17 protein-coding genes are annotated in these 24,469 nt (G+C 65.9%); 7 read left to right on the plus strand and 10 right to left on the minus strand.

Annotation, left to right across the window (positions count from 1 at the left end):
- Positions 1 to 16 precede the first annotated feature (16 nt).
- Positions 17 to 1,024 carry a lipoyl synthase gene (gene lipA, locus J7E80_RS11980; RefSeq protein WP_215051799.1) on the minus strand — a complete coding sequence of 336 codons (1,008 nt, stop codon included), beginning with the start codon at positions 1,022 to 1,024 and terminating at the stop codon, positions 17 to 19.
- The gene (gene lipB / locus J7E80_RS11985; protein ID WP_215051801.1) at positions 1,021 to 1,689 is read right to left on the minus strand and encodes a lipoyl(octanoyl) transferase LipB; all 669 of its coding nucleotides are present in this window, start codon (positions 1,687 to 1,689) and stop codon (positions 1,021 to 1,023) included. Before lipB ends, lipA begins: the two co-directional genes overlap by 4 nt.
- A 137-nt stretch (positions 1,690 to 1,826) precedes the next feature.
- Here lipB and J7E80_RS11990 point away from each other — a divergent pair, with 137 nt between their 5' ends.
- The gene (locus J7E80_RS11990) at positions 1,827 to 3,491 is read left to right on the plus strand and encodes a serine/threonine-protein kinase (protein ID WP_215051803.1); all 1,665 of its coding nucleotides are present in this window, start codon (positions 1,827 to 1,829) and stop codon (positions 3,489 to 3,491) included.
- A 17-nt stretch (positions 3,492 to 3,508) separates the two neighbouring features.
- Here the strand turns inward: J7E80_RS11990 and J7E80_RS11995 are convergent, their stop codons facing one another.
- A complete protein-coding gene (locus J7E80_RS11995; protein WP_215051804.1) occupies positions 3,509 to 4,402 on the minus strand; it encodes a TIGR01777 family oxidoreductase in 894 nt (297 codons plus the stop codon).
- A 75-nt stretch (positions 4,403 to 4,477) separates the two neighbouring features.
- On the opposite strand from J7E80_RS11995, the gene J7E80_RS12000 reads away from it, so the two are divergent.
- On the plus strand, positions 4,478 to 8,041 hold the full coding sequence (locus J7E80_RS12000; RefSeq protein ID WP_215051806.1) for a S41 family peptidase: 3,564 nt from the start codon (positions 4,478 to 4,480) through the stop codon (positions 8,039 to 8,041).
- Between the two features lie 187 nt (positions 8,042 to 8,228).
- On the opposite strand, the gene J7E80_RS12005 is transcribed toward J7E80_RS12000, so the two are convergent.
- The 5 genes from J7E80_RS12005 to J7E80_RS12025 form a co-directional block, all read right to left on the minus strand.
- The gene (locus J7E80_RS12005) at positions 8,229 to 8,660 is read right to left on the minus strand and encodes an OsmC family protein (RefSeq protein ID WP_215051808.1); all 432 of its coding nucleotides are present in this window, start codon (positions 8,658 to 8,660) and stop codon (positions 8,229 to 8,231) included.
- Between the two features lie 208 nt (positions 8,661 to 8,868).
- Positions 8,869 to 9,219, minus strand: coding sequence for a hypothetical protein (locus tag J7E80_RS12010; protein WP_215051809.1), 351 nt, complete (start codon positions 9,217 to 9,219; stop codon positions 8,869 to 8,871).
- Between the two features lie 150 nt (positions 9,220 to 9,369).
- Positions 9,370 to 11,115: a 2-oxoglutarate dehydrogenase, E2 component, dihydrolipoamide succinyltransferase gene (gene sucB, locus J7E80_RS12015; RefSeq protein ID WP_215051811.1), complete on the minus strand. Its 1,746-nt coding sequence runs from the start codon at positions 11,113 to 11,115 to the stop codon at positions 9,370 to 9,372.
- 118 nt (positions 11,116 to 11,233) lie between these two features.
- Positions 11,234 to 12,616, minus strand: coding sequence for a dihydrolipoyl dehydrogenase (gene lpdA, locus J7E80_RS12020; RefSeq protein ID WP_215051813.1), 1,383 nt, complete (start codon positions 12,614 to 12,616; stop codon positions 11,234 to 11,236).
- Between the two features lie 241 nt (positions 12,617 to 12,857).
- Positions 12,858 to 14,381 (minus strand): leucyl aminopeptidase, encoded by a 1,524-nt coding sequence (locus J7E80_RS12025; protein ID WP_215051815.1) that lies wholly within the window; start codon positions 14,379 to 14,381, stop codon positions 12,858 to 12,860.
- Positions 14,382 to 14,632: 251 nt separating this feature from the next.
- Between J7E80_RS12025 and J7E80_RS12030 the strand changes: the two genes are divergently transcribed.
- The 4 genes from J7E80_RS12030 to J7E80_RS12045 all read left to right on the plus strand — a co-directional run bounded on the left by J7E80_RS12030 (position 14,633) and on the right by J7E80_RS12045 (position 20,033).
- Positions 14,633 to 15,571, plus strand: coding sequence for a proteasome assembly chaperone family protein (locus J7E80_RS12030; protein WP_215051817.1), 939 nt, complete (start codon positions 14,633 to 14,635; stop codon positions 15,569 to 15,571).
- A gap of 61 nt (positions 15,572 to 15,632) precedes the next feature.
- Positions 15,633 to 16,976 carry a nitrate/nitrite transporter gene (locus J7E80_RS12035; protein ID WP_215051819.1) on the plus strand — a complete coding sequence of 448 codons (1,344 nt, stop codon included), beginning with the start codon at positions 15,633 to 15,635 and terminating at the stop codon, positions 16,974 to 16,976.
- Between the two features lie 97 nt (positions 16,977 to 17,073).
- Positions 17,074 to 18,369 (plus strand): DUF4192 domain-containing protein, encoded by a 1,296-nt coding sequence (locus J7E80_RS12040; protein WP_215051821.1) that lies wholly within the window; start codon positions 17,074 to 17,076, stop codon positions 18,367 to 18,369.
- Between the two features lie 338 nt (positions 18,370 to 18,707).
- A complete protein-coding gene (locus tag J7E80_RS12045; RefSeq protein ID WP_215051823.1) occupies positions 18,708 to 20,033 on the plus strand; it encodes an RNA polymerase sigma factor in 1,326 nt (441 codons plus the stop codon).
- 85 nt (positions 20,034 to 20,118) lie between these two features.
- Here the strand turns inward: J7E80_RS12045 and J7E80_RS12050 are convergent, their stop codons facing one another.
- Complete coding sequence (locus tag J7E80_RS12050) at positions 20,119 to 21,606, minus strand: FAD-dependent monooxygenase (RefSeq protein ID WP_215051824.1); 1,488 nt, start codon at positions 21,604 to 21,606, stop codon at positions 20,119 to 20,121.
- Between the two features lie 247 nt (positions 21,607 to 21,853).
- Complete coding sequence (locus J7E80_RS12055; RefSeq protein WP_215051826.1) at positions 21,854 to 22,075, minus strand: hypothetical protein; 222 nt, start codon at positions 22,073 to 22,075, stop codon at positions 21,854 to 21,856.
- 224 nt (positions 22,076 to 22,299) lie between these two features.
- On the opposite strand from J7E80_RS12055, the gene J7E80_RS12060 reads away from it, so the two are divergent.
- Positions 22,300 to 24,408, plus strand: coding sequence for a type IIA DNA topoisomerase subunit B (locus J7E80_RS12060; protein ID WP_215051828.1), 2,109 nt, complete (start codon positions 22,300 to 22,302; stop codon positions 24,406 to 24,408).
- Positions 24,409 to 24,469: the final 61 nt, after the last annotated feature.

The raw sequence follows: 24,469 nt of genomic DNA on the forward strand, positions 1-24,469 counted from the left end.
TGCAAGCAGGGTGGTGCTAGGAGTGCGCCGCGAGAAGCGAGCTCGCCTCCTGGCGGGTGCTTCCGGAGCTTTCGATGTGTGCGAGCTCGGCGGGGATTTCCCAGCCCTTCTTGCGCATCGCCGTCGCCCACAGCCGTCCGGCCCGGTACGAGGAGCGAACGAGGGGACCGGACATGACGCCCAGGAAGCCGATCTCGTCCGCTTCCTGCTGCAGGTCCACGAATTCCTGCGGCTTGACCCAGCGGTCCACGGGCAGGTGGCGTTCGCTCGGGCGCAGGTACTGCGTGATGGTGATGAGGTCGCAGCCGGCGTCGTGCAGGTCCCGGAGTGCCTCGGAGATCTCTTCCCGGGTTTCCCCCATGCCGAGGATGAGGTTGGACTTAGTGACCATGCCCAGGTTGCGCCCCTGGGTGATGACGTCCAGGGACCGCTCGTAGCGGAAGGCCGGGCGGATGCGCTTGAAGATGCGCGGCACGGTTTCTACGTTGTGGGCGAAGACCTCAGGCTTGGAATCGCAGATCGCCTGGATGTGTTCGGGCTTGCCCGAGAAATCGGGAATCAGGAGTTCGACGCCGGTGCCGGGGTTGAGCTCGTGGATCTTGCGGACGGTTTCGGCGTACAGCCAGACTCCCTCGTCTTCGAGGTCGTCGCGGGCGACACCGGTGACCGTGGCGTAGCGCAGCTGCATGGCCTGGACCGAGCGGGCCACCTTGGTGGGTTCGAAGATGTCGACCGGTGAGGGCTTGCCGGTGTCGATCTGGCAGAAATCGCAGCGCCGTGTGCATTCCGATCCGCCGATCAGGAAGGTCGCTTCCTTGTCCTCCCAGCACTCAAAGATGTTGGGGCAGCCAGCTTCCTCACAGACGGTGTGCAGGCCTTCCTTCTTGACCAGGTTCTTGAGCTGGACAAACTCCGGGCCCATCTGGACCTTGGCTTTGATCCAATCCGGCTTGCGCTCCACCGGGGTGGCCGCATTCCGCTGCTCGATGCGCAGCATTTTTCGGCCTTCTGGTGCCAGTGTCACAGTAGAGCTCCTTCGGGGGTTGCAACTAGGGCGTCTTCATTGTTGCGCAGTTCCTCGATGATCCGCGAAACGAGATCAGCCGGCGCCACATCGCGGCCGGTCTCCTGGGCGATGGTAGTTACGTCGGCATCGGTGATTCCGCAGGCAATGATCTGGGCGTAGGGGGCCAGATCATTGTTGCAGTTGATGGCAAAGCCATGCATTGTGACTCCCTGGGAGACCCTTATGCCAATGGCGGCGATCTTGCGGTCGGGGCCCTTGTCGTCCGCGGTAATCCAGACGCCAGCGCGGCCCTTGATCCGGACACCCGTAATTCCGTAGTCGGCCAGGACCGCAATGATCACGGCCTCGAGGCGCTCAACGTAGTCGCGGATCCCGGCCCTGTTCTTCAGCCTGATGATGGGGTAGCCCACGAGCTGCCCCGGTCCGTGCCAGGTGAGCTTGCCGCCTCGGTCCACCGGTACAACAGGGGTGCCGTCGAAGGGGCGCTCGTGATCCTCCGTGAGTTTGCCGGCGGTGTAGACGGCGGAGTGTTCGAGCAGAAGAACTGTGCTGCGGGCCTTGCCGGCCAATACGTTCTCGTGGATTTCGCGCTGGAGGTCCCAGGCGTGCGAGTAATCCACGAAATCCGGGGCAAGACCCAGCTGTGTGAACTCAAGAGTCATGGCATCCAGCTTAGACCCCGGCCAGCGTCCTGCCCGATAGTGTGCCCAAGCTCTCACCCGGCTGCGGAGTCGAGGCGGCCCGCCTCCCCTGTGGATAACTTCTGCAGGCTTCGCCGGTTTCCGGTACTCCTTAAGCCATGGACGAGGTGAGGCAGGAAGCTGATCATTCTACGGACGGTGAACCCACTGTTTCCGGCTACCGGGTATGCCGCCGGCTGGGGAGCGGAGGGAGCGCCACAGTCTGGCTGGTGACCAAGGAGTCCAGCGGGCAGAAGCTGGCCCTTAAGTGCTTGGCCGGGGTGCCGGGGCGCCTAGCGGAGGAGGATGCCCAGGAGGATGTCCGCCGGGAGATCCTGGTGATGTCCGTCCTGGACCACGAGCACCTGGTCAAGGCGCACGACGTGGTCAGGCTCGGCGAAGCCGGGGAAAACACGCTCGCGATCCTCATGGACTACGCTCCGGGCGGCTCCTTGGGCCAGCTGGTCACTGCGCGGGGAAGGCTCAGTGTGGGGGAAACCGTGACCGTCCTGACGCCCATCGCCCGGGTGTTGGGCTACCTCCACGGCAAAGGGTTCACTCACTCGGACGTATCCCCGGGAAACGTACTCTTTTCCGGGCATGGAAAGCCCCTGCTCGCCGACCTCGGGGTGGCGCGGATGGTGGGCGATCCGGCCGGTTCTCCCGACGTCGGGACGGCAGGTTTCAGGGATCCTTCGCCCGTGGACGCCATCCGGGCGGGACTGCAGCCGTGGCGCGATGTCTACGCAGTTGCCGCGCTTGGCTGGTACTGCCTCACCGGAGCGGCGCCCCCGCCCGCACGGGACAGGGCGCCCCTTTCACTGTTGGTTCCGGACGTTCCCGCTGAGCTTGCCGCCGCCCTGGAGGCAGGCCTGGGCGAGGACCGGCGGCAGCGGCCGGACGCCGCGGATCTGGCCATTGCCATCTACCGGAGCGCCAGTGCAGTTCCCGTGGACCTTTCGCGCTCGGCGCACCCGGCCGTCCTTCCGGAGTTGCTGACACGCAGGCCGGAGCCGCCATCCCGGAGGCGGCAGCGGGAGCGGATCCGCGCGTGGGGGAGACGGGTGTGCTCGTCCCCACCTGCCAGGGCGTTCCGGCAACGCCGGTGGGCGGTCAGGATAGACGACCGGCGGCGGAGTCATCCAAGGCATGCCGCAGCGGCCGCGCCGCACCGCCGTCGGGCAACCGCCTGGGGCCGCCTTCTCGCCGTTCCCGTCATTGCAGCCGCATGCCTGCTCCTGGCGCTGCACCTGCCATTGAATGAGCCTCCGGGGCCTGTGGCAGCCTGGCAGGCAATGGGTGGAGCGCCCGCGACCCAGGACCCGGGATCCGAGCCGGGCGGGGCAGCTGATCCGAAGCGCACACCGGTTCCGGAGGCTGTCCGCAGCCAGCTTCAGTCCGGCGATCCCGCTGAAGCTGCCAAAGGACTGGCCTGGCTCCGCTCGCTGGCCTTGAGCGAGGGAAGGCTGGACCTGCTCGGCGAGGTCAACGCCGGGAACTCGCCTGCGGCAGCCGCGGACTTCCGGATCAGCAACCGGCTGCAGCGATCCGGGACCGTACTGGCCGGGTTCACCACGAGCCTCACGGGCATCCGGCGCCTGCCGGAAAGCACAGGGACGCGGGCCGTGGTCGCGGTGGCGGCTGAGGCGTCCGGTTATGAGGAGCGGACCGTAGCCGGGGCTCTGGTCGCCACTGGCGCACCGCAGGCGGGCCGTGAGCTACGGCTGGTCCTGCTCCGGGTGGACGGCAAGTGGCTGATCTCGGAGATCCTGCCAGCCGACTGACACAGTGCGCACAAACATCAGGTGCCGCTGGCAACCCACTCGGCGGCCCGCCGCAGGTCGGGATGCTGCCACTCGAAGCCGGCGTCCTTCAGGAGGCCCGGTTCCATCCGTTGGCTGGCCAGCAGGAGCTCGTCGGCCAGCTTTCCCATCACCAGCCGAAGTGCGGGCGCCGGAACACGGAACACGGCGGGCCTGTGCAGGGCCGATGCGAGTTCGGCCACCAGGGTGTTGACGTCGGTGGGTTCGGGGGCCGAGACGTTGACGGGACCCGAAAGGGTGGATGCAAGGAGGAAACTGAAAGCGGCGGACAGGTCCGGCAGCGTGATCCATGGCCAGTACTGGCGGCCGCTGCCCAGCGGGCCGCCCACGCCCAGGCGCAACAGCGGCAGCAGCCTGCCCAGGGCCCCTCCAGAGCGGCTCAGCACCACCGCCGTCCGCGGTGTCACCAGCCGGATACCGGCAGGGGCCTCATGGGCGGCGGCTTCCCACTCGACGCAGATCCGGGCCATGATGCCGGCCCCGGCGGGTGATCCCTCGTGCAGGACAGCAGTCCCTGCGTCACCGTAATAGCCGGCTCCGGACTGGCTGAGGAACGTTGACGGGGGTGTGGCGAGGTGCTTCATGGCAGTGGCAAGGGTCCGTGTCGGATCCAGCCGTGACCGGAAAAGCTCATCGATCCGGCGGCGCGTCCATGGCCGGTCACCGATACCGGCACCGCACAGGTTGATGACGGCGTCGGCGCCCTCGAGGCAGGCAGGGTCGAGCTGGCCGGCGGACGGGTCCCAGCGCACCTCCGCTGCAGAAGCGGGCGCCCTCCGGACCAGCCGTATGACATCGTGGCCTTCCGAGACCAGGCGGGAGGAGAGATGAGTTCCGATGAGCCCGGAGGCGCCGGCCATGACGATTCGCATGATCCATCTCACCACGCCCCGGCACAGTTGCAGCACCTCCCGGCTGCCCCTGTTGACTTTGACTATGATCGTACGATGACCTCTTCGAGCTACTTCCGTTTCCCGCATCTTCACGGCGATCTGGTCACCTTTGTGGCCGAGGACGACGTCTGGATCGCGCCCCTCGGCGGGGGCCGTTCGTGGCGAGTTTCCTCCCTGCAACAACCTGCCCGCAATCCCCGGTTCACGCCGGACGGCAAGAAGCTCGTCTGGACAGTCCTGCAGGGCTCGGCGCCGGAGGTTGTCATCGCCGACGTCGACGGCGGCGGGTACCGCCAGCTGACCTTCTTCGGGCACAGCACCACCAGAGTCAAAGGCTTCACCCCCGGGGGCGACGTGGTGGTCACCAGCGCGTTCCGCCAGGCCGAGGGACGGCACACACACGCCTACCGCCTCTCCACCGAGGGCGGTTGGGCCGAGGAACTGCCCTTCGGACCCGTTGAATCCGTGGCATTCGGCCCGGAAGTCGGAGACGAGAAGCCCGTGGTGGTGGCCAGCGTCCTCTCACGCGAACCCGCCTGGTGGAAGCGCTACCGTGGCGGCACGGCCGGCAAGCTCTGGATCGATGCGGACGGCAACAGCGAGTTTGAACGGCTGCTGCCGGACCTTGAGGGCAACCTGGCAGACCCCATGTGGGTGGACGGACGTATTGCCTTCCTCTCGGACCACGAAGGCTACGGCAACCTGTACTCGGTCCTGCCCAACGGCAGCGACCTCCGACGCCACACAGACCATGAACACTTCTATGTTCGGCACGCGTCCACAGACGGTAAGCGGGTCATCTTCGAGTCCGCCGGTGAACTGTGGATCCTTCATGACCTGGCCTCCGACGCCGTCAGGCTTGAGGTCTCGCTGGGTTCGGCTTCGCAGGGACGCCGTCCGTCGCTGCTTGCAGTCGCCAAGCACCTGGGCGATGTGCGCCCGGACGCCACCGGGGTGGCAAGCGCCGTCGAGGCCCACGGGACCATCCACTGGCTGCGGCACAAGGACGGCCCTTCCCGCGTGGTCGAAGCCACTCCTGGCGTCCGGGCCAGGCTTCCCCGCCCCCTGACGGAGGGCCGGATCGCCTATGTGGCGGATCATGACGGCGAGGAGGCCCTGTTCATCAGGGAGATAGCCCCGCAGCTCGACACCACGGCGGCTGCCGCGGCCCGGCCCGCCAGTGCACACGAATCAGGAACTGCGGCGCGGCCGGAATCACCTAATTCGGCGGCACCCGTTCCCGTTCTGCCGAGTCCTGTCTCGGCTGCCGGCGTGGTGGGTCCAGATCTCGGCGTCAGCATCGTGGACGATTCACAGGCCGACGTCGCTTCCGCTGCCGCGGCAGAGGTGACCGACGGCCCGGCGGCGGGCGGTTCCGCCTCGGCCGGCACCGCAGCCGCCAGGGCGGCATCCAGCTGGATCGCTTTCCCGAAGCCATCGCGCGCCAGCGCCCTGGAGGCCAGCCCGGACGGCCGCTGGATTGCCATCGGAACCGCCTTCGGCGATGTTTACGTGGCGGATACCCGGGAAGGTACTATCACGGCCGTGACGAGCATCGGCGAAGGCAGCATTGAAGCGCTGTGCTGGTCGCCGGACTCGGCTTGGCTGGCGTGGTCGGAACCGGTGACCTCCTTCGGCTCCCGCAGCCGCCTGCGGCTGGCCCGCCTCGGCGCGGAAGAGTCGGGCACCGGGGCACTGGGCACCGGGGCACCGGGCGTTGCGGCCGCCGGAATCGTTGACGTGACTGACGGCCGCTTCCGTGACCAGTCGCCGTCGTTCACGCCGGACGGCAAGTTCCTCGCCTTCCTGTCCAACCGCAGTTTCGATCCGGTGTACGACGGGCATTCGTTCGACCTCTCGTTCCCCAGTCCGATCAAGCCCTATCTCGTGGCGCTGGCCGCGGACACGGCGTCGCCCTTCGGCCCCAGCGTCGACCTGTCGGTTGAGGCGGAGGGCCAGGACGGCGACGGCGGACAGTCCGGCAAGCCGGCGGAGGTGAGGGTCGATCCCGAGGGGCTCTCGCACAGGGTTATCAGCGTTCCGGTCCCGCAGGGCAACTACTCCTCACTGACCGCGGTTGACGGCGCGCTACTGTGGCTGGACAGCCCCCTTGCCGGAGTCACCGGCGACGGCAAGGCCAGCCTGGAAGACAAGAACGAGCCACCCGCCCTGGTCCGGTTTGATCTGGCCAAGCGCAAGAGCGCCACGATTGTGGACGCCCTTGACAGCTACGTCGTCTCCGGCGATGGCCGGAAGGTGGTGCTGGTCCACGACAAGCAGGTCCGCGTGGTGCCTTCCGATGCCAAGGCCGACGACGAATCCGGCCAGTTGGTCAAGGTGGACCTCACGCGCATCCGGGTGCTCATGGATCCGCTCAGCGTCTGGGGGCAGGCGTTCGACGAAGCATGGCGGCTGCAGCGCGACTTCTTCTGGACCGAGGACATGGCCGGCCAGGACTGGGCGTCGATCCACAAGCGCTATCGGCCACTGGTCGACCGGCTCGGTTCGCATGATGACCTCGTTGACGTCCTCTGGGAGCTGCACGGCGAACTCGGCACATCCCACGCGTACGTGCGGCCGGTTGAAGCGGAAAATGGCAGCAACGGCCAGGGCCGCCTTGGCGCCGACCTGGCCTTTACCGGGGAGGGCTGGGAGATCCTCCGCATCCTCGCCGGCGAATCCTCCGACCCGCTGGCGACGTCTCCGCTGTCCCGCCCCGGCGCCGCTGCCAAGCCCGGTGATGTCCTCCTCGCCGTCGACGGCGTGCAGCTCACGGAGACCGTGACGCCCGCCGTGCAGCTGGTGGGTGCCGCCGGCCGCGCCGTTGAGCTGACCATCCGCAACGGTGCCGCCCACGGCGCGGCCGCCGGCGCCCAACGCCGTATCGCCGTCGTCCCGATCAAGGACGAGGAGCGCCTCCGCTACCAGGACTGGGTGGCAGCGAACCGCCGCACCGTCCGGGAGGCATCCGGCGGAAGCTTCGGCTACCTGCACGTACCCGACATGATGGCGAACGGCTGGGCCCAGCTCCACCGTGACCTGGACACCGAAACCGCGCTCGACGGGCTCATCGTCGATGTACGGCGGAACCGCGGCGGGCACACGTCCCAGCTGGTGGCAGAACTGATCGGACGCAAGGTGACAGGCTGGAGCATGCCTCGCGGCGAGAAGCCCCGGACCTACCCCCACCACGCACCGCGCGGGCCGGTCATCATCCTCGCGGACGAGTTTGCCGGCTCCGACGGCGACATCATCACCCAGGTGTCGAAGCTTCGGGGGATCGGGCCGGTGATCGGGACCCGCACCTGGGGCGGCGTCGTCGGCATCGACAGCCGCTTCACGCTGGCGGACGGCACCGGAGTCACCCAGCCCCGCTACGCCACGTGGTTCGGCGGCGGCGTCGGCTGGAGCGTGGAAAACCACGGCGTTGCTCCGGACATCGAAGTGACGTTCCCGCCGCACGCCTATGCCGCCGGCCGCGACCCGCAGCTGGAGTATGGAATCGGCGCGCTGAAGGAAATGGTCCAGGAGCTTCCCACCGACCGGCCGCCATTGCGTGAAGGCTACCGCCAGCTCCGGCCTGAGCCGTTGCCTGCCCGCCGGAAGACGGACGGCTGACGCCCGACTGAGCCGGTGAACTGAGCTGACGCCGACACAGGATCAGCTCTGTCCACCGGTGGCGGGCCCACAGTGTGCAAAAGGTACATAGTGCGCAAAAGGCCCTGTGCCCGGTCGGGTTTCCCGACCGGGCACAGGGCCTTTTTGCTGCGTGGCTACGGGCTGCTCACCAGCCAGGCTCCGGAGGTCAGGAGGCCGAGAGCGTGGCGTCCAACGTGATGTCGATGCTGGCCAGTGCGCCGGAGACCGGGCAGCCGACCTTGGCTTCCGCTGCGATCTTCTGGAATTCATCGTCCGAGATGCCGGGGATCCTGGCGTTCACCGTCAGGTGGCTGCCGGTGATGCCGGTTCCCGGCTTGAACGTGACGTCCGCCTTGGTGTTGACCTCTTCCGGAGCGTGGCCGGCCTGGGCGAGTGCGTGGCTGAAGGCCATGGAGAAGCAGGCGGAGTGTGCGGCGGCGATCAGCTCTTCCGGGCTGGTCTTGCCTTCCGCAGCCTCGGTGCGGGCCTTCCAGGTGACGTTATAGGTGCCCAGCCCGGAGCTGTCGAGCGTCGTGTTGCCGGCACCCGTCATCAGGTCGCCGTTCCATACCGTGTGTGCGGTGCGTGTTGCTGCCATGTCCACTCCTTAGCTTGGGTTCAGTTCAGGATCCGGCTAAAGGCCCGATCCTTCCTGCCCAATCCTATGGATTACCCGGCGCCGGTGCACGGGTTGTCCGCTGTCAGAGGATTATGACCGGACCGCTGCGAATTTAAGGCAAAACGGCGACGGCGACGCACGCGTGGAAGGGTGCGTCGCCGTCGCCGTCTGTTCGGGGGAGCGGCCGTTACTGCCAGAGCGTGGCGATGGCGACGTTGAGCAGGGCCAGTCCGCCGACGCTGTGGGCGAGGCCGGTGGAGATGGGCTCGTTCTTCTTGTATTTGCGGCTGCCGATGAAGGCCAGCACGCCGACGGCCAGGCCGATGGCGAACTTGATGCCGAGCTTGGCGTAGTTGGCGTCCATGTCCAGTGCGGGAATCAGGCCCATCATGACGATGCCCGTGATCAGCTGGAGCGCAGCACCGTCGAACTGCCGCGGGTGGACGGTGGGCTTCTTCATGTTGCCGATCCAGATGCCGACGATCATGGCGGCGCCGACCACGTGCAGGAAGACCATGATGTTATAGACGATGTTCATGGGACCAGTGTAGCCAGATCCTTCTACGCCTCGTAGTAGGCTCGTCCGCGGGTCGGGGCAGGTAAATCAAGCACGAAAAAGCGGCGGCCACCCCGGCCGGTGGTTTCCCACCGGCAGCCGAGTGGCCGCCGCCTTTACAGGTACTGGCGCCTAGAGTCCCAGATCCGATTCGAAGGCGCCCTCTTCGAGACGGGCCTTCAGCGTCTGCAGGAAGCGTCCGGCGTCCGCGCCATCCACCAGGCGGTGGTCGTACGTGAGCGACAGGTACATCATGGAGCGGACGGCGATCGAGTCGTCGCCGTTGGCGTCCTGCACCACCACGGGGCGCTTGACGATGGCGCCGGTGCCCAGGATGCCGACCTGCGGCTGGTTGATGATCGGAGTGTCGAACAGGGCTCCCACGGAACCGATGTTGGTGATGCTGAACGTGCCCCCGGAGAGCTCGTCCGGGCCGATCTTGCCGTTGCGCGTGCGGTCTGCAACGTCGGCGATCTTGCCGGCCAGGCCGGCAAGGTTCAGGGTGCCGGCGTCGGCGATGACCGGAACCAGCAGGCCCTTGTCAGTGTCGACGGCGACCGCCAGGTGCTCGGCGTTGTGGTAGGTGATTTCCTGCTTGTCTTCGTCATAAGCAGCGTTGAGCTTCGGGTGCTGCTTCAGGGCCTCGGCCACGGCCTTCGCAATGAACGGCAGGAACGTCAGCTTGACGCCGTTCTGGGCCTGGAACGAGTTCTTGGCCTTGAGGCGGAGCTTGGCCACCTTGGTCATGTCCACTTCGTGCACCTGCGTCAGCTGCGTGGAGACATCCAGCGATTCGCGCATGCGGCGGGCAATGACCTGGCGGATGCGCGGGGCCTTCTGGGTGGTGCCGCGCAGAGACGACGCTGCTGCCGGGGCTGCTGCCGACGGAGCGGCGGAAGCCGCGGCGGGCGCTGCCGCTGCTGCGGGTGCAGGCTTTGCCTCGGCCGCCGCCAGGACGTCCTGCTTACGGATGCGGCCGCCGACGCCGGTGCCGGACAGGGAGGTGATGTCCACGCCGTGCTGGTTGGCCAGCTTGCGGACCAGGGGAGTGACGTAACCGGATTCGCCGCCTGCTGCAGGAGCCTCGGCGGCGGGTGCCTGGGCGGCGGGAGCCGGGGCTGCCAGTGCTTCGGAGGGAGCCGGGGCTGCCGGTGCTTCGGCCGGCTCTTCGGGTGCGGCGGCCGGTGCCGGGGCAGGAGCCTCAGCCGGCTTCTCGGGGGCAGCGGCCGGAGCAGGCGCGGCGGCGGGGGCAGCCGCGCCGGAGCCGATTACAGCGAGAACGGAGCCAACCTCGGCCGTTTCGTCTTCGTTGACGCGGATTTCCTGGAGCGTGCCGGCAACCGGGGACGGGATTTCGGTGTCGACCTTGTCGGTGGAGACCTCGAGCAGCGGCTCGTCCACTTCAACGGTGTCGCCAACAGCCTTGAGCCACCGTGTGACGGTGCCTTCGGTGACGCTCTCGCCCAGAGCGGGGAGGGTCACTTCACGGGATTCGCCGGAGGCTGCGGGTGCCTCGGCGGCAGGTGCTGCTTCTGCAGGGGCCTCTTCGGCGGGGGCCGGCGCGGCGGCAGCTTCTTCGGCAGGAGCCTCGGCGGGTGCTTCTTCAGCAGGGGCAGCCGCGGGGGCTGCGCCTCCAGCGGAGCCGTCACCGATGCGGACCAGGGGAGCACCAACTTCTGCGGTCTCGTCTTCGGCAACGAGGATTTCCTCGATGACGCCGGCGATCGGAGAGGGGATTTCAGTGTCTACTTTGTCGGTGGAGACTTCGAGCAGCGGCTCGTCCACCTCTACCCGGTCACCTACCTGCTTGAGCCAGCGGGTGACGGTTCCTTCGGTGACGCTCTCACCGAGGGCGGGCAAGTTAACGGATTCAGACATGTCGTCCCCGTTCTCCTTATTGATCTTTTTTGTGCGGATGATTGCTGGCATGTTCGAGCTTAGTGCACCCTGCGGATCATGCCGGGTGCACTAAGCCCTGTGGTATTGGGGAGCTGCTTTAGCCGTGGAGGGCTTTGCCCGCCAAGGCGAGGTGGGCTTCGCCCAGCGCCTCGTTCTGTGTCGGGTGGGCGTGCAGCAGCTGGGCCACATCCTCCGGGTAGGCTTCCCAGTTCACGATCAGCTGGGCTTCGCCGATCTGCTCACCCATGCGGGAGCCGATCATGTGGACGCCCACGACGGGGCCGTCTTTCTGGCGGACCAGCTTGACGAGGCCGCCGGTGCCCAGGATGGAGCTCTTGCCGTTGCCGGCGAGGTTGTATTCCTGGATCTCGACCTGGTCGTCGCCGAACTTGGCCTTGGCGCCCTTTTCCGTGTAGCCGACCGTCGCGATTTCAGGCTCGCAGTAGGTGACCTTGGGAATGTTGACGTCTTCGACGATGACGGGCTTCAGGCCCGCGATTTCCTCGGCGACGAAGATGCCCTGCTGGTAGCCGCGGTGGGCCAGCTGGACACCGGGGACAATGTCGCCCACGGCGTAGATGTTGCCGACGCCGGTGTGCAGGCGCTCGTTGGTGATGACGAAACCGCGGTCGATGGTGATGCCGGCTTCTTCGTAGCCCAGGTTGGCCGTGACCGGGCCGCGGCCCACTGCCACGAGGAGCAGTTCCGCTTCGAAGGTCTTGCCGTCAACCAGCGTGACCTTGACGCCGTTATCGTCCTGCTCAACGCCCTGGAAGAAGGTGCCTGTGGAGAACTTGATGCCGCGCTTCTTGAATGCGCGCTCCAGGTTCTTGACGATCGTGGCGTCCTCGTTGGGGACGAGGGACGGCAGGCCTTCGACGATGGTGACATCGACTCCGAAGGAGTTCCAGACGGATGCGAATTCGACGCCAATGACGCCGCCGCCAAGGACGATGACGCTCTTGGGGATGTAGTCCATGGTCAGGGCTTCGTCGGACGTGATGACGCGGCCGCCGATTTCCAGGCCGGGCAGGGAACGGGAGTAGGAACCCGTGGCGAGGACGATGTTCTTGCCCTTGTAGGCATGGCCGTTCACGACGATGGTGTCGGTGCCCTGGAGCTTGCCTTCACCCTCGATGACGGTGATGCCCTTGGACTTGATGAGGCCCTGCAGTCCCTTGAACTTGCCGGCGACGATTCCGTCCTTGTAGGCGTTAACGGCCGTGATGTCGATGCTGTCAAGGGTGACGTTCACCCCGTACTTGGCAGAGTCGCGGGCGTGGTCGGCCAGTTCGGCCGAGTGCAGCAGTGCCTTGGTGGGGATACAGCCGTTGTGCAGGCAGGTTCCACCAAGTTTGGCCTTCTCCACGAGGCCGACAGTGAAGCCAAGCTGAACGGCCCGGAGGGCCGTGGCGTATCCGCCGCTGCCGCCACCGAGTACCAGGATGTCGAATTCTTGCGCAGTTGCCTGATCGGCCACTTAGACGCTCCCTCGCGTGAACGATGACACGAGAGTACGCATCATCTGGTCTTGGAACTTGCTCTGCCGTGATTATGCCAGCAGGCCTGTTCCCTTTCATTTGTGACTACCGTGGTTCACCTTAGCGAACCACTTATCCATGCTCCACCTTGCCGCGACATTTGTGGAGCGCTTGTGTCCAGTGTCACGCGGCGTTGTGACAGGCGGATCAGCTGCCCGTCACAAAGCCGCGCGTACCGGGTTAAGCCTGGTCCAGGAGATCCTCGACATAGGCCACGAGGGTGCGGACCGTGCACGCGGTGCCCTGCTTCGGCGTGTAGCCGTAGGGTGCACCATTGTTAAAGGACGGGCCGGCAATGTCGATGTGCGCCCACGGGATGGGCTGGCCGTCCTTTGCCTTGCCCACGAATTCGCGCAGGAAGACCGCCGCCGTCATCATGCCGCCGTGACGTTCGCCGATGTTCGCGAGGTCCGCAACCTGGGAGTCGAGGCTAGGGCGAAGTTCCTCCGGCAGTGGCATGGGCCAGACCAGTTCGCCGGCGCGGTCCGCAGCGGCCTTCAGCGGACCGGTGACACTGTCGGCACCCATCACGCCGGCGGTGCGGTTTCCGAGCGCGATCAACTGCGCCCCCGTCAGTGTGGCGACGTCAATGATGGCGTCCGGATACTCCTGGCTCGCGGCGACGATGCCGTCGGCCATGACGAGGCGGCCTTCGGCGTCGGTGTTCAGCACCTCAACGGTCTTTCCGCCGAACATGGTCAGAACGTCGGCCGGGCGGGAGGCTGCGCCGGACGGCATGTTTTCGGCGATGCAGAGCCAGGCGGTCGCCTTGACCGGCAGACCCAGGCCTGCGATGGCCAGCACTGTATTAAGAACGACGGCGGCGCCTGCCATATCGCTCTTCATGTCACCCATGCCAAGGGCCGGCTTAATGGAAATGCCGCCGGTGTCGAATGTGATGCCCTTGCCTACCAGGGCAATCTTGCGGGTCGCCTTCGCCGGCGAGTACTCCACTTTCACCAGGCGGGGCTGGCGCGCGGAGCCCTTGCCGACGCCCATGATGCCGCCAAAGCCTTCCTTCTCGAGGCGCTTCTCGTCCCACACCGTCACTTTGACGGGCAGGCCCTTCGACAGTTCTTTGGCGGCTTCGGCGAAGGACTCCGGGTAGAGGTGGCTTGGCGGCTGGTTCACCAGGGAACGCGTGGCGTTGACGGCCTTCCCGAGGAGGGCCGCCCGCTTGAGCGCTGCCTCAAGCTCCTTATCGCCGGCGAGGTGCGTGAAGATGACGGCGTTGCGGACGGGATCCTTGAGTCCGTCCTTGGAGGACCGGTACTCCGTGAAGGAATAGGCACCCAACGCCGCGCCTTCGGCGACGGCGGCGACGTCGGCTACATCCGCCGTCGGGAAAGCGAGCGTGACCGTGCCGAGTCCTGCCAGCTGCCGGACCGCCGAACCGGCGGCGCGGCGCAGCGCCTCCCGGGTCAGCCGCTGGCCGTTACTGACCTTGCCGACGCCTGCCAGCACAACGACGCCTGCCCCGGTCTCAGGAAGTCCGGGAAGGCGGACGGTCTGGTCCGCCGCTCCTGTGATGCCAAGAACCTTCAGGGAGTCGGCCAGCGCTTCGGCCGACTTGGCGGTCAGCGGGTTCTCGAGCAGGACAGGACCGTCCGCGCCCTGCATTACGCCGATGACGACGGCGTCGCTGGCAGCCTTCTTGAGGTCGCGCGCAATGGCGCTAATGTTGATTTCACTATTCTTGACCACGAGGATCAGTCCTCAATTCTGTGTGACGAATTCGGGCAGGATGTGCCTGTAACCCTGCCATGGGTACCCGGGCGCCGTCCGCATGGGGACCGCCGGAAACGCTGGCCCTCAGCAAAGGCCAGTTCCGATCGTAGTCTCTCGGCGGCTGCAGAGCCGGATTGAGTGAGAGCCGCGCCACAGGGGGCCGAGGAATTCCGCGGAGTCCAGTGGCGTTATGCAGAATAACCCGCCGATCATGAAAGGAACTCGCCGTGTTTGAACGGATTTCCGGCTCGCTGCTGGACCCCGATGCGCTCTATGCCAAAAACATTGAGCTGTTCCACAGCCCCGAACTCCGCGGGCTGAATCTGGTGATGGGCTTTACCGGTTTTGCCGACGCCGGCCACGTGGTCAAGCAGATCACGGCCGAGCTCCTCGACACCCTCGACGCTGATCTCGTGGCGGCATTCGATGCCGATCAGCTGATCGACTACCGCTCCCGCCGTCCTCATGTGTCCTTCGTGGAGGACCACCTCGAGGACTACCAGGCTCCAAGCCTCGCGCTGTACCGGCTCGTTGACGGCCTGGGCAAGCCCTTCCTCTTCCTGGCGGGGTTCGAGCCTGACCTGCAGTGGGAACGGTTCGCCCGCGCCGTGGTGAAGATCGTGGAATCCCTGGACGTCAACCTGGTCACGTGGATCCACGCCATCCCCATGCCCGTGCCCCACACCCGGCCGGTGGGCGTGACGGTGCACGGCAACCGCCCTGAACTGATCGAAGGCATCTCCGCCTGGAAACCCACCGTGGAAGTGCCGGCAGCGGTGGGGCATCTGCTGGAGCTCCGCCTGACGGATGCCGGTCGGAACGTGGCCGGCTACGTCATCCACGTGCCGCACTACCTCGCCGAGGCGGAGTATCCGACGGCGGCCGTCGCCGGCCTGGAGTACCTCGGCGCAGCGACGTCCCTGATGCTCCCCACCGACAGGCTGCGGGAATCCGGCCGCGAAGTGGGACGGCAGATCGCCGAACAGGTCGAGGCCTCGGCCGATGTCCAGCAGGTGGTGTCAAAACTCGAAGCCCGCTACGACGAGAAGGCCGAGGGCACCGTCCGCCGGTCCCTCCTTGCCGACGAAAACGACGAACTGCCCGACGGCGATGCCCTCGGCGCGGCCGTGGAGGCCTACCTGGCCCGCGAAAATCCGACGCCATAATATGGGTCACTAAAGGCCCGAATTAAATAGGATTTTTGCGGGCTGCGGGCATAATAAAAAGGTGACTGCACCCCGCGCCTGGCTCATTTGGTCCATTGGCATTTTCTCGTACCTGGTGGCTGTGACCCAGCGTACGTCCTTTGGTGTGGTCGGTCTCGAAGCGACGGAGCGGTTCCACGCCAGCGCTTCGGCCATTTCATTTTTCACGGTGCTGCAGCTCCTCGTTTACGCCGGACTCCAGATCCCCGTGGGTGTGCTGGTGGACAGGTTCGGGTCCCGGGCCATGATTGCCGGCGGCGCCCTGCTCATGGGGCTGGGCCAGCTCCAGCTCGCCTTCGCTGAAAGTGTCCCGGCCGGCGTGCTCGGGCGGGTACTGGTGGGCGCCGGGGATGCCATGACCTTCATCTCGGTCATCCGGCTGATCCCGCTCTGGTTTGCTCCTGCCCGCGTGCCGCTGCTGACCCAGCTCACGGGAATGTCCGGGCAGCTCGGGCAGCTGCTGAGCGTGGTGCCGTTCGCCTTCGTTCTCCATGCCGCCGGCTGGAGCCCTGCCTTCCTGTCGCTGGCGGGACTGTCCGGTGTCGCGGTCGTCCTGGTGGTCCTGCTGCTGCAGGACGTGCCGCCCGGCACTCCCCGGCAGGAGTCAACAAAGGGCCTGCGCGCCACCGGTGTTTCGCTGTCCCGTGCCTGGAAGCAGCCGGGCACGCGGCTTGGCATGTGGAGCCACTTCACCATCCAGTTCAGCGGCACCGTGTTCGCCATGACGTGGGGATACCCCTTCCTCATTTCAGCGCAGGGCCTGGCTTCAGGGACCGTGGCTTCGCTCATGTCCCTCTACGTGGCCGGGGCCATCGGTGCAGGACCCCTGATCGGGCGGTTTGTTTCACGGCATCCCCTCCGGCGTTCAACCATGGTTCTCCTCCTTGTCGCCGCCACGGCTGTGGCCTGGGCGGCCGTGCTCCTCTATCCGGGCCGCTCTCCGCTGTGGCTGCTGGCCGTGCTTGTGGTGGTGCTGGCCATTGGAGGTCCCGGCTCCATGATCGGCTTCGATTTCGCCCGCACCTTCAACCCGGCACACCGGATTGGCACCGCCACGGGCATAGTGAACGTCGGCGGCTTCTTCGCAGCGCTCATCGCCATCTACCTGATTGGCGCCGTCCTCGACATCCTCTATTCCACCGGGTTCTCCAACGGGGTGCTCTACGGCCTCGATCCCTTCCGCCTGGCCCTGTGCGTGCACTTCCTGATCCTGGGAACCGGGTCCGCCGCCATGCTGGTAGTCCGGCGCAAAGTGCGCCGGCAAATGGCAGCCCAGGGAGTGGTGGTTCCGCCGCTGTTCCAGGCGATGGCCGAGCAACGCAGGGCGCGGAATGCCCGGCGGAAGAAGTCCGCGTCCCGCGGCTAGCTCTGCACCTCTCCTCAACAGGACCAAAGTGGCGGCGTTGTCCACATGGATCAGATCGGGCCTGCCCAGCGGTGCGGGACTCGCCAAAACTGGGTGCATGAAAGCATCAGCGCACCTGACAATCAACGGCCCTGAAGACATCCTCGGATACATTCCGCACACTCTGGGCTACTGGCCGTCCCGCAGCCTCGTGGCCATGACCATGCAGGGCAAGCGGCTCGGGGCCACACTCCGGGTCGACCTGCCGGAGGGCCCTGCAACAAGACGCCGGCGGGAGGAGTTCGCCCGCACCGTGGCTGACTACCTCCTTGCCGACACCGACGCCAACGGCACCCTGCTGATGTTCTTCACGAACGACGGCTGGTCGGAGCCTGCCGGTCCCCACATCAGCAGGGATTTGCTGGCTGATCTTGAGTCCGCTCTGGGACTGGCCGGAATGCCGGTCCGGGACGCCTGGTACGTGGGCGACGAGTACTGGCGGAACGTCTACTGCACCGATACCGGCTGCTGCCCCCTGCCCGGCCGGTCGGTGGCCGAGATTCGGGACAGCCGTCTCAACGCGGAGATGGTCTATCTCGGCAGCAGTGTCGGGGAGCCACCCGGAGCCCTATCCTTCGACGGCCGGGGGCCGGAAGAAAAACCAGAAGTGGTGGCGGCGGAGCGGCGCTGGGCGGATCAGCTCCATGCCAGACGCGCCAGCAGGCCGCAGTTCGACCGCGTGCTGGATACCTGGGAGCTGGCCATGAACGCTGAGCCCCGCCGCGAACTGCCACACGAGCTTGCCGGTTTCCTGCGCGCCACGCTGGGCGTTCCATCGTGGCGGGACGCTGTCCTCGTCATGGCGGCTGCCGGGAGGCCGGCGGCGGTGGCCGGTGCCGAGCAGTTCGGCATCTTCTCGCCCCGGCCGGGGCTTCAGGCGACCGGTCCGTCGCTTGAGGGACGGCCCGGGACCTCAGCAGGGCCTGCGCCCGCGGAACCGGCAAGTTCGGCTTCCGCGGTCCCGGGCACCGATGGTGCGACAGTCCCGGCGGATGCGGTGCCCTCTGGGGAGTCCGCGCCCGCACCCATTCCCGGCTATGGCGAGGTCCTCCTGGGCCTGCGACCGGAGCTGCCGGACTGGAACCGGATGAAGAGCCTTGAAGAGGTGATGTTGCTGCTCGTGTCCGGCGGTCCGGGGGAAGCGCAGGCAGCGGCGTGGACAGCCAAAGGTTGGATCGAATGGTGCCGGGGGAGGGGCTCCTTCGCACACGCCTCGCTTGACCGGGCGCTGGCGGCAACCCCTGGCTACCGGTTGGCGGAATTGCTTTCCGAAGTAGTGCGCCGTGGAACCATCTGCGGCTGGGCGGCGCGGCGGGAGGCGGCCTGGCAGAAATTCGGAACGGACGCCGCCTAGCCTTATTGACCTCGCCGTCGTTCCGGCGGAAGGCGCCAGCTGACTCCTCGACACTCACTGCCCCACCTACGCCGGCGTCCTACGACGGCGCCGTTCCATTACGGTCCCGTCGGCTCCTGACTGGCAAAAACATGAGACAATGGTTGCCGAGACCCGGTTGGGTCCGTGAATCAGTGCTTGCAGTGGGACCGGAAACGGGAACATTGCGGCCACCCCGGCAGTTCTAGTTAATGGCTCTGTCGGCCGTGGTTGCACATGATGTCAATCACGGACTTGACAGGGTCATAGTGGTGTTGCCCGTATGGTGATTCCACAGACCGCCGCTAGAAAGGTTTTCTGTGACCCCGTCTTCCGAGAAGAAGGAACCCGCCGCCCAGGCCGATGTGTCTGCCGAGGACAAGAAGGCGGCAACCAGCGCCAAGCGTGCAGCCACCCGTGCCGCCAATAAGTCCGTCAAGGATGCCGCTGGCGGTGACGTCACGTCTGCCGCCGCCAAGCCCGAACCGAAGAAGCGCGGCCCCAAGCCCGGTGCCAAGGCCGCAGCTGAAGCTGCCGGAAGCCGCTCGACGTCGGACGACGACGTCGATGTGGAAGTCGAAGAGGATCTCGAAGACGTATCGCCTGATCCTGCCGACCTCATTGAAGAAGGCGACGAGGCCGGCAAGATTGCCGCTGCGCCCACAGGTTCGGGATTCGTGTACTCCGATGCTGACGACGACGACGCCCCTGTCCAGCAGGTCATGTCGGCAGGCGCCACCGCCGACCCCGTCAAGGACTACCTGAAGCAGATCGGCAAGGTCGCACTGCTCAACGCCGAACAGGAGGTTGACCTCGCGCTCCGGATCGAGGCCGGCCTGTTCGCTGAAGAGAAGATCAACGCCGACGACGGCTCCATGGACCCGAAGTACAAGCGTGAGCTCGAATTCATCATCCATGACGGCAAGCGCGCCAAGAACCACCTCCTCGAGGCGAACCTCCGCCTCGTGGTGTCCCTGGCCAAGCGCTACACCGGCCGCGGCATGCTGTTCCTGGACCTCATCCAGGAAGGAAACCTGGGACTCATCCGTGCAGTCGAGAAGTTCGACTACACCAAGGGCTTCAAGTTCTCGACCTACGCCACTTGGTGGATCCGTCAGGCCATCACGCGTGCCATGGCGGACCAGGCCCGCACGATCCGTATTCCGGTGCACATGGTGGAGGTCATCAACAAGCTTGCCCGTGTGCAGCGCCAGATGCTGCAGGACCTCGGCCGGGAACCCACCCCGGAGGAGCTGGCCCTCGAGCTGGATATGACCCCTGAAAAGGTTGTGGAAGTCCAGAAGTACGGCCGCGAACCGATCTCCCTGCACACGCCCCTCGGCGAAGACGGGGACTCCGAGTTCGGCGACCTCATTGAGGACTCCGAAGCGGTAGTTCCGGCCGATGCCGTGAGCTTCACGCTGCTGCAGGAACAGCTCCACTCCGTGCTGGATACGCTGTCCGAGCGCGAAGCCGGCGTGGTCGCCATGCGCTTTGGCCTCACGGACGGCCAGCCGAAGACTTTAGACGAAATCGGCAAGGTCTACGGTGTCACGCGTGAGCGCATCCGCCAGATCGAATCCAAGACCATGTCCAAGCTGCGGCACCCGTCACGGTCCCAGGTCCTGCGGGACTACCTGGACTAAGAACGTCGTGTGAGGACAAAAGCCAGGGCCGCCACCGGACACACCGGTGGCGGCCCTGGCTTTACCAGTGGTTTCAGGGCATTCATCACGGTCCAAACCAGGCGGTCAGCGCGTCCTTGAGCCCCACTTGGGTCCCGTCTCCCACCCAGGCCACATGCCCGTCGGGTCGAATCAGCACGGCGGCGGGAGCAGCGACTGCCCCGAGCGCCGGAAGGTCCCACCTGCCGACGTATTTGGCGTCGATCAACTCAACCCGATCTGCCCATGGGGTGATGTCCATCCCGCCGGGCTCGCCGAGGTTGAGCAGCACCGCCCGGGCATGATGCAGCAGGGTGAAGACCCGAAGCGGACCGTCGGCGGTGACCAGGTCGAGATCGGGCATCCGACGTCCGAGCAGCGGGTGTCCCTCACCGAGGTCGTAGTGGATGTCCAAGCCGGACATCATTGCCGCGAATCGCCTGCGTGGTTCGTCCATCCCCAGCAACTCGGAGACGGTGTCGCCCAGGGCCTTGATGCGCTCGTCGGGTCGGCCAAGAGCGACTTGCGCCATCGTGTTGCGCAGCACGCGGGCAGCGACCGGGTGGCGCTCGGCATGGTAGCTGTTGAGGAGATTTTCCGGGGCTGTCTCGTTGACCACCTGGGCCAGCTTCCATCCCAGATTCACCGCATCCTGCACGCCGGTGTTGAGTCCCTGCCCGCCGACCGGGTAGTGCACGTGCGCGGCGTCGCCGGCCAGCAGGACCCGTCTGTCCCGGTAGGCCTCGGCCTGCCGGGTCATGTCGGTGAACCTGGAGAGCCAGGTGGGGCTGTGGATCCCGTAATCGGTCCCGCATGCGGCGATGAGAGCTTCGCTGAGGTCACGCAAGGTGGGTTCACCCGCGGACCCGACGTGCTCTTCCGTCACCATGACACCTATTGGCCCGCTATCCAAGTAGACCACTTCGCCGTCGCGGATCTCGTACTCCCTCCTGCCGAAGGCATAGACGCCAACAGCACTGCGGTGGATGCCCAATTCCGGCTCCTCGGCCATCTCGACCTCGGCAATGAGGCTGCTGGTCGTCGGATCCCAGCCGGGAAAGCCGATGCCGGCCGCCTTGCGGACCAGGCTTCGGCCTCCGTCGCACCCGGCGAGATATTGCGCCCGCAGCGGCTGGCCGTCTGACAGTTCGACATCGACGCCGGTTTCGTCCTGCTTGAAGCCGGTCACCTCATGACCGTAATAGATCGGAACGCCCAGCTCGCGGACCCAACCGGCAAGGATGCGCTCGATGTGGTTCTGCCACAGCCCGAGTCCGTAAGAGTGCCGAGTGGGAAAGTCGCTGATGTCCAGGGGGATGCTGGCGAACCCCGCGACCTGAGCCGGCGTTCCTTCCGAGAGGAACCGATCCGCGATTCCACGCTGGTCGAAAACCTCAATGGTGCGCGAATGCAGACCGCCTGCGCGCGAACCGGCAAGGTCCTGGTTGCTGCGCCGCTCGACGATGACCGCGTCGACGTGCGCCAACGCCAGCTCGCCCGCCAGCATGAGCCCTGCGGGCCCTCCGCCGACGATCACTACCGCATGCTCCTTCATTCGCCACTCCCATGTCCGCAGGTCCTGTACTCGATTCTGAGGCTCACCGGGGGTCTTGCCACAAGCCACCCTGTGCGCTGTACGTTGGGAGTGGCAGGGAGTTCACGCTCCTTGCCGGCATTCCGGTCAGTAGAAGCCGTTCAGCAGTAGAAGCCGTTCAGGGCAGTAGAAGCCGTTCAGGCAGTAAAAAGCCAGGGCCCCTTGCCGGGAACCCTGGCTTTTACTTTGCGCTTTTCAGGTGCTTGGTCTAGTCGACCGGGACCGGTTCCTTCTCGTGAAGCCGGCCCGTCTCGTCGTGCCAGTCCGAGCTCAGCGGCCTGAGCGTCGCTTCGACGGCACGTGAATGGTGAGCGCAGAAAAGCAGCTCACCGCCGGAGGACTCGAGTACAACCCGGACGTATGCCTGTGCACCGCAACGGTCGCACCGGTCAGCTGCGGTGAGTGTGCGGTCGGCAACTGCTGTTGTCATGTCGGCCTCCTTAGTAGATCTGTACATCTATATAACCAGCATTCGGAACCAAACCATGGCAAGGATGTGTCACTTTCGCTGTCCGCGTATCACGTCTGAGTAACGAACCGGCGGTTCCAGGGGCCACCGGGGAAGTGGAAAGCGGGTGAACAGGGGCCGTACGACTAGGCTAGAGGGAGTTTTTTAAGCCTTAGCCGGCCTGCCGCTGAAGGAGCGCACCACCTGTGACACCGAGTTCTGACTACACCGCACGCCACCTTTCGGTGCTGGAGGGCCTCGAGGCTGTCCGCAAGCGTCCCGGCATGTACATCGGTTCCACGGATTCCAGGGGACTCATGCACTGCCTGTGGGAAATCATCGACAACTCGGTGGATGAGGCACTGGCCGGCTATGGCCACGACATCAAGGTCATCCTTCATGCGGACAACTCCGTGGAGATCCATGACGACGGCCGGGGCATCCCGATCGACGTCGAACCCAAGACAGGCCTGACCGGCGTGGAAGTCGTCTTCACGAAGCTGCACGCCGGCGGCAAGTTCGGCGGCGGCTCCTACACTGCATCGGGCGGCCTGCATGGAGTGGGCGCCTCGGTGGTGAACGCCCTGTCAGCGCGGCTCGACGCCGAAGTCGACCGTGGCGGCAAGACGTACAAGATGTCCTTCCGGCGGGGAGAGCCGGGCCGGTTCAAGGATTCCGGCACCCGCCCGGACCCGGCCGCCACGTTTACGCCGTTCGTCGACGATTCCGTGCTGGATGTCGTCGGCAAGGCGAAGCGGGGGGTGACCGGCACCCGGATCCGGTACTGGGCAGACCGGCAGATCTTCACTCCGGACGCCAAGTTCTCCTATGAAGAACTGGCCGCGCGTGCCCGTCAGACCTCCTTCCTGGTTCCCGGCCTGAAACTGACCGTCCGTGACGAACGCAAACTTCCGGGCACGCCGGGGGAACAGGGCCCCCACGAGGAAGTGTTCCACCACGACGGCGGAATCTCGGAGTTCGTCGAGTTCCTGGCCGTTGACCCGGGCGTGACGGATGTCTGGCGGCTCCACGGAGCCGGAAAGTTCAAGGAAACGGTCCCGGTGCTGGACGACAAGGGGCACAGCAAGCTCGCCGAAGTTGAGCGCGACTGTGAAGTGGACGTCGCCCTGCGCTGGGGAATCGGCTATGACACCACCGTCCGCAGCTTCGTCAACATCATCTCCACGCCGAAGGGCGGTACGCACCAGGCCGGCTTTGAGCAGGCACTGGTCAAGACGTTCCGCAAAGCCGTGGAGGCCAACTCCCGGAAGCTCAAGGCGGGCAACGACAAAATCGAGAAAGACGATATCTTTGCCGGCCTCACGGCCGTCCTGACCGTCAGGCTCGCCGAACCGCAGTTCGAGGGCCAGACGAAGGAAATCCTGGGCACCTCGGCCGTCAAGGCGATTGTGGCAAGGGTGGTGGAGCGGGAGATCGCGGCCAGGCTCAATTCCGCGAACCGCAACGACAAGGCGCAGTCAGCCCTTCTCCTTGAGAAGATCGTCAGCGAGATGAAGTCGCGCATCTCGGCGCGCGTCCACAAGGAGACGCAGCGCCGCAAGACCGCGCTCGAGACCTCCTCGATGCCCACCAAGCTGGCGGACTGCCGGACGGACGATGTCGCCCGCTCCGAGCTGTTCATTGTTGAGGGTGACTCCGCCCTTGGCACAGCGAAACTGGCCCGGTCCTCGGACTTCCAGGCGCTGCTGCCCATTCGCGGCAAAATCCTGAACGTCCAGAAGGCCTCGGTGGGGGACATGCTCTCCAACGCCGAATGTGCGGCGCTGATCCAGGTAGTCGGGGCAGGTTCGGGACGCAGCTTCGCGATCGAGGCCGCCCGCTACGGGAAGGTCATCCTGATGACTGACGCTGACGTCGACGGCGCCCACATCCGCACCCTGCTGCTCACGCTGTTCTTCCGCTACATGCGTCCGATGGTGGAGGAGGGCAGGGTGTTCGCGGCCGTGCCCCCGCTGCACCGGGTGGAAGTCATCAACCCTGGCCAGAAGGCCAACGAGATGATCTACACATACTCGGAAGCAGAGTTGCACGCGCTCCTGGCCACCCTTGCCAAGGAAGGCAAGAAGTACAAGGAATCCATCCAGCGCTACAAGGGCCTGGGAGAGATGGACGCCGAGCAGCTTGCCGAAACGACCATGGATCCCCGGCACCGGATGCTCCGCAAGGTGAACATCGAAAACGCCCAGCACGCGGAAGCCACCTTTGACTTGCTGATGGGCTCTGACGTGGCGCCGCGGAAGGACTTCATCATTGCGGGCGCGGCCAGCCTGGACCGGGACCGTATCGACGCCTGACGGCCGGCGCTTGACGGCTGGCCAGCCGGCTCAGCAGGCGGGCGAGACCTGCGGCACGAGG

Source organism: Arthrobacter sp. ISL-28 (assembly GCF_018613875.1).
Taxonomy (GTDB): domain Bacteria; phylum Actinomycetota; class Actinomycetes; order Actinomycetales; family Micrococcaceae; genus Arthrobacter.